Raw genomic sequence first — 4,755 nt, 5'->3', positions numbered from 1 at the left:
TATAGATTGTTTAGTTTATTTGGTTTCATAGTAAACTTTGCAAGAAATTAAGAGCTTTGTAATGATTTACTTGTAAAGAAAATATAGCATTTTTTGATAAAAAACTCTTCTAAAATATTATCTCAGGGCAAAAACACTTTAAATCATGTTGAACTAAATAGTTAATTAATCCTCCTGTAGTCATAATAACTTTTGGATTATGATGGATTAATTAATTTATCATATTCCTTTATTTCAATTTCATTGCATAGTGTAGAATCAATCCTAAAGGGATTAAAGTCCTTGCTACAATACTTTTTCATCTTTCATGCTTTCGCTTTCTTTGCTTATGGAAAAACAAGAATAGTTTTTTCTAAAAAAAGCTGGAGGCTCACGTTCCTCTCTTTAATTTTGATCCCTTGATTGTGCACTCCTTAAGAAAAATTAATTTTTTAATTTAAACTCTACTGCTTTCTTGTTTTCAGAAAACCATAAAAAATAGTGAGTAAGATAGGCTAAAATCAATTTATCAAAATTACTTAAAAATAATATTTTGGGATCGTTACAACTTGCGGAATCTGGGCTATATCTCTTTAGCAAGAGAACAAGGCTGGCAAATTCTGCAAATATCGTTAAAGATCCTTCCGAGGCTTGCCACCTGTATTACCTTCTTCCTCTACATTATTATCATCTTTAGCAAATCTATAATCTGCTCAAAGCTTTATTGCCTACCAAAAGAAGATCTGAGTAATTACAAATATTTCACTTCATAGGAATTACCAACAAAACACCATTGCTTATATATGTTTAAATGTTAATAATCTGATAAGCTTTAATTTGTGATTGTTAAATTAATATGATAATTAATTGAATTTAATAATATTTTTTTGTTATAATAAAAATTGAATTAATAATCCTTTTATTAAAGGAGATGTATGGAGCTAGAAGATCTGCTGCTTGAATATGGGAGATCTAAACAATTAGGTAGACTTCAGCTTGATAGCTCAGGACTTTGCACGCTTTTAATGAATGGTCACTATCTTATCACCTTTGAAAAATCTCTCGATCAAGAGGGGTTTTATCTTTATTCTAGCGTAGGCAGCCTTCCCTTAGAAAAAGAAGAGGGGATAAGCTTAATGGCTTTAAAAGGCAATCTTTTTGGCAAGGAAACAGGACGAGCAAGCTTAGGGTATGTAGAACAAACACGTTCTCTAGTTCTATTTGAATATTTTGATAAAAATGAGTTGAATTATCTTCAATTTATTCAAAGGCTTAATAAATTTATAAAATATTTATTTTATTGGATAACTAAACTAAAAGCTTTTATTTCACAAGATATGGATAAAAAAGCAGCGGTAGAGTTTCGGCCTACTTTCCATCCTAGTAAGAAAATCTTTTATGCATAAGGATTAACCATGCAGCCTCCTCTTATACGTTCCCAGCAAGCTTTAAAATCTTCTTCCCTGCCAGCCCCTCCCGTTCCTTTGGCAGATGAGCCTCAAGTTTCTAGAACAGCTAAGCATAATTCTATCATATCTTCTAACTCTATCGAGAGAATAGAACCTTCTGACCGTGCCCTAGTGATCAATCGAGTAGAGGTTTTAAATGAAGAGGAGCCTTTTAAGGCAGAATCCGAAGTAATAATAGCCAAAGTCGAACAAGAATTAGAGAATATAGAAACCCTCTTATTGCTTGAAGCAGAGCCTATAACAACGCTTGCCGAGCAGAAAAATGTTTATGCTTTAGATAATTTTATTAAGAAAACTGAAAAGCGAAAAAAAATAGAAAGGCATTTAGGAAATGCATATAAAGCAACTCAATGGGCACCTGATAAACTGCATAAATTAGCCCTTGAACCCTATGGCTATATAGCACCCGTTATAAGCATTCCTCCAAAATTAGGAGAAATAGTAGGAAACGTTATCTTGCCCGTGTCAATTATACGAACGGTTTTGCGGGGCGTGGAGATTATTGGAAAAGGCGCTGTTTTGATTGTACAAGGCGTTCAGTATCAGCAGGCAAAAAAACTCTTAAAACAGAAAGTGAAAGAATTTAAACATCATCCGCAGGATGAAAACCTTAAAGACTCTATTAGGATTCTCCGCGAGTTTATTAGTGCCCAAAAACTGGAATTAAAAAATAAAATCATTAACTTTACTATTTCAGCGAGTTTCATAGCTGCTAAAAGTACTAGCTTGGTTTTAAGTGCCTTAAAGCTGGCAGTCCCTGCTGGAAAAACGGCCCTGGGTTGGACCCTATCTTTCTTAGATATAATAATGAAAACGATTGGCGTATGGCAAGCTCAAAAAGCTAGATCCACTCATGAGATTTGGATGCTAGAGCTTACCAAAGATCCTAGGAGTTTTCAACAAGCGCAAGATCTTTTAGCCAAACGTGAAGAGCGTTTACTTTTACATAAATTTCAAGCTTTTTCTTTTGAAGAAATTAAAGATAATTTGGAAGAGAAGGGCATGGAGTGCGAAGCGCAAGGGATTATAGATAAAGAAACTTTTGAAAAAAAGATTACCGAGCCTGCGTTTAGAACTTTCTTACTCCAGAATTTTATAGAAGATATTGATCAAACTGAGGATACCCTCAACGTGATGACAAGAAATAGCTTGCAAACGCTAGCAGAATTAAAAGCCAGAAATGAAAAGAAGTTTTTTAATTTTAGGCTTGTATCCGCAAATATAGAACTTATACTTGCCTGTCTTTCCACTACTCTAGCGATTACTTTACAAGTTTTAGCCCTTACCGGCGTAATTGCTTTAGCTTCCTCGAGTATGGCTCTGCCTGGCTTAGGCTTTTTTGTTTTAGGAATAGCAGTAATGGGGATAGGGCTCTATTTCTTTTATAGATATAAACCTCATCTTTTGAAATGTGTGCTCCAGGGAGTTGAGGTGCGTCTTAGCTTATTTCAGCTTCCTGCTAAAATCCGTGCTTGGCAATTAAATAAGCAAGAAGAACGGATAGGTACGCTAAAGATTACAAGTGCTAGATATGAGCAATTGGCAGGTTTATTGGAACAGCAGAAGACATTGGAGGCTACTGCTTATCCTATTGAGTTAAGAAAAACTCTTGAAAAACTACACAAAGAAACGAAAAAGAAAATCGATGAGCTAGAAAGCCATGGGGAGCAAGCACAACTGGAAAAAATGATGGAGGAATTGGATAGAAAGCATGAAAGGCACCTTAAAATGCTAGAAAAAGAAAACCAAAAACAAGAACGATTAAGCCAGAAGGTGGAATCTTGGATAGGAAAAAAAGGAAAAATCACGCAATTGCAGAATCGTTTGAAGGAAGCTGGTAGTGCAGATTTTGCTGTAGCCAATGGCTTAATTACCCAAGCTGAAAAGAAAGCGATGAATCTGCCTTTAATTATTATGGAAAAATTTTTAGATCCTCGCTCTTCTTTCGAGTTTGACGAAGAAACTCAAAAGATACTAAAAGAAAAAATGGGAATAGATTATCAAGCCCTTAAAAAGACGGCAGATCAAGTGGATAAGAATGCTTTGATGGACAAACTAAAAGACTTTTTTAAAATGGATGATACAGAGCTGCTAGCGTTAATGAAGCAGCAGCTTAACAATTTAAAGGCCAAAAAATATAATTAACTATTTAAAAGAGCAAACACAATGACAGAAGAAAAATTTTTAAAGCAATTTCAACAAGCATTGATGGACGAAAAATTTGACTGCTCTTACATAGAAGCTACCGATCAAACTTCCTATCCACGTCTTCTTCTCTTTCTAGGCGTAGATGATAAGGAACGGGAAAAAATTTTAGAGATAACTGCTTTAAAACAAGAGTTGATGCCAGGTCTTGCCTCTTCAGACAATCCCTTTTATCGCCTCCAATTTCAAGCTGTTTTTCCTTTCGCCGTCCATCCCCAAGCTTCTACCCAAGTAAGTAGCTTAATCTGCTATTTAAATCGTTTGATTGAACTTCCGGGATTTGAGATGGATGAGGTAAATCTTAAGCTTAATTATCGTTATATCCTGCTTTACGGAGAAAGAAGTCTCAATAAAAATCTTTGCTTTTCTATTATTGGCCTAATCATGCTCACGTTAGAGCTCTTTAGTTCTACCTTAGAAAGAGTGGCTATAGGAGAAACTACTTTTAATCAAATATTAGAAGAAATCATTAAGATTGCCCAACAAGTTAAACCTTAGATCTCTCGGAGTAATGTGCTGGTAATTGAAGGTAATTTGAATTCGTAAAAGTACCCCGTAGAAGTTTTTTCTCTTTTTACTATTTTTTTAAAAACTTCGAGGAGAATGGATGTGACGGGTATGGCATATTGCCAATAAAGTAGAATCGACAAACGAAATAGCTGTACACTGTTCCAAGCAAGATTGTGAGTAAACAAAGAGGGGAAATAAGTATATTTTCATTAATTGAGAAACTTATAAGAGGAAAAAACACTTAAGAAAATATTTTTTTCATTGTTTTCATCTGAAAATCCCTACCTGTATTGCAAGATAAAGAGCCCTGAAGCTAGCTTTACAGGCCTAGTGGTTGGCCTATGCTTTCTATTTCTTCGCTAAAAGGGAATTTAAAAATGTGCTCTTGTGGTAATTTAGCTTATACCATTTAAACGAACTCCGTAAGTAGCAGCTATTGAGAATTGCAAACAGCCTTTTTCTAAATTCAAATAACGGGGATAATTTAGGGAGGGAAAAGGTTTGGAAAGGAGGAAACCATGTTTGTAGCTTTTTATCATACAATAGAGGAATTAAACGCCATGGCAAAAAAGAAAGCCTATGGCAGTTACAG

At 34.7% G+C, this 4,755-nt stretch carries 3 protein-coding genes; all 3 read left to right on the top strand.

The window, feature by feature from the left end:
• Positions 1 to 914 precede the first annotated feature (914 nt).
• The 3 genes from NEOC84_RS05445 to NEOC84_RS05435 are packed head-to-tail and all read left to right on the top strand — an operon-like array spanning position 915 to position 4,151.
• The gene (locus NEOC84_RS05445; RefSeq protein WP_166156324.1) at positions 915 to 1,385 is read left to right on the top strand and encodes a type III secretion system chaperone; all 471 of its coding nucleotides are present in this window, start codon (positions 915 to 917) and stop codon (positions 1,383 to 1,385) included.
• A gap of 9 nt (positions 1,386 to 1,394) precedes the next feature.
• Positions 1,395 to 3,593 carry a hypothetical protein gene (locus NEOC84_RS05440; RefSeq protein ID WP_166156321.1) on the top strand — a complete coding sequence of 733 codons (2,199 nt, stop codon included), beginning with the start codon at positions 1,395 to 1,397 and terminating at the stop codon, positions 3,591 to 3,593.
• 21 nt (positions 3,594 to 3,614) lie between these two features.
• Positions 3,615 to 4,151 (top strand): hypothetical protein, encoded by a 537-nt coding sequence (locus tag NEOC84_RS05435; protein WP_166156318.1) that lies wholly within the window; start codon positions 3,615 to 3,617, stop codon positions 4,149 to 4,151.
• Positions 4,152 to 4,755: the final 604 nt, after the last annotated feature.

The sequence above is a fragment of the Neochlamydia sp. AcF84 genome (assembly GCF_011087585.1).
Classification (GTDB): Bacteria; Chlamydiota; Chlamydiia; order Chlamydiales; family Parachlamydiaceae; genus Neochlamydia.
This window is presented reverse-complemented; position numbering and strand designations above follow the sequence as displayed.